The following is a 411-nucleotide window of genomic DNA, read 5'->3' as shown; positions in this document are numbered from 1 at the left end:
CGCCCGCCAGTAGAGTTCGATGCTTGTTCGATTCGCTGCGAGGTGGGGGGATGGCTGGTGGGAGCACAACTGAGAGGTACCGCAGAGGAGTTGGCTGCGATGCTGTGGCGGGAGCACACCGTGTACCGGGAGCGGTCCGGGGGGATGGTCATCCGGGGCGAGCACGTGGAGCGGTGGATCAGTCTCGCCCCGGCGGGCGGCTCGGGCGAGGTTCTCGTACGCGCCGGGCGAATCCTGGACGGCGGCACCACCGCTCCGGCCCGTTCGGAGGCCGTGGTGCCCCTCTCCGCGGGCATGGGCCCGCTCGCCGCGACCTGCCGACGCCTGCTGGCCGAGACGGCGGCCGACGCGGTACGGGTGTCTCCGGGCCGGGCGGCGTCCGGGCGGTCTGACCGGCCGGGGCGGTCACCG

At 73.7% G+C, this 411-nt stretch carries 1 protein-coding gene; it reads left to right on the top strand.

Annotated features, from left to right (window positions below; genetic code table 11):
* Nucleotides 1-57 precede the first annotated feature (57 nt).
* Nucleotides 58-411 (top strand): hypothetical protein (locus tag AC0AIB_RS31540; protein ID WP_465098135.1); only part of this gene is annotated, 354 nt, incomplete at its 3' end.

The sequence above is a fragment of the Micromonospora sp. DSM 43699 genome (assembly GCF_055517075.1).
This window is presented reverse-complemented; position numbering and strand designations above follow the sequence as displayed.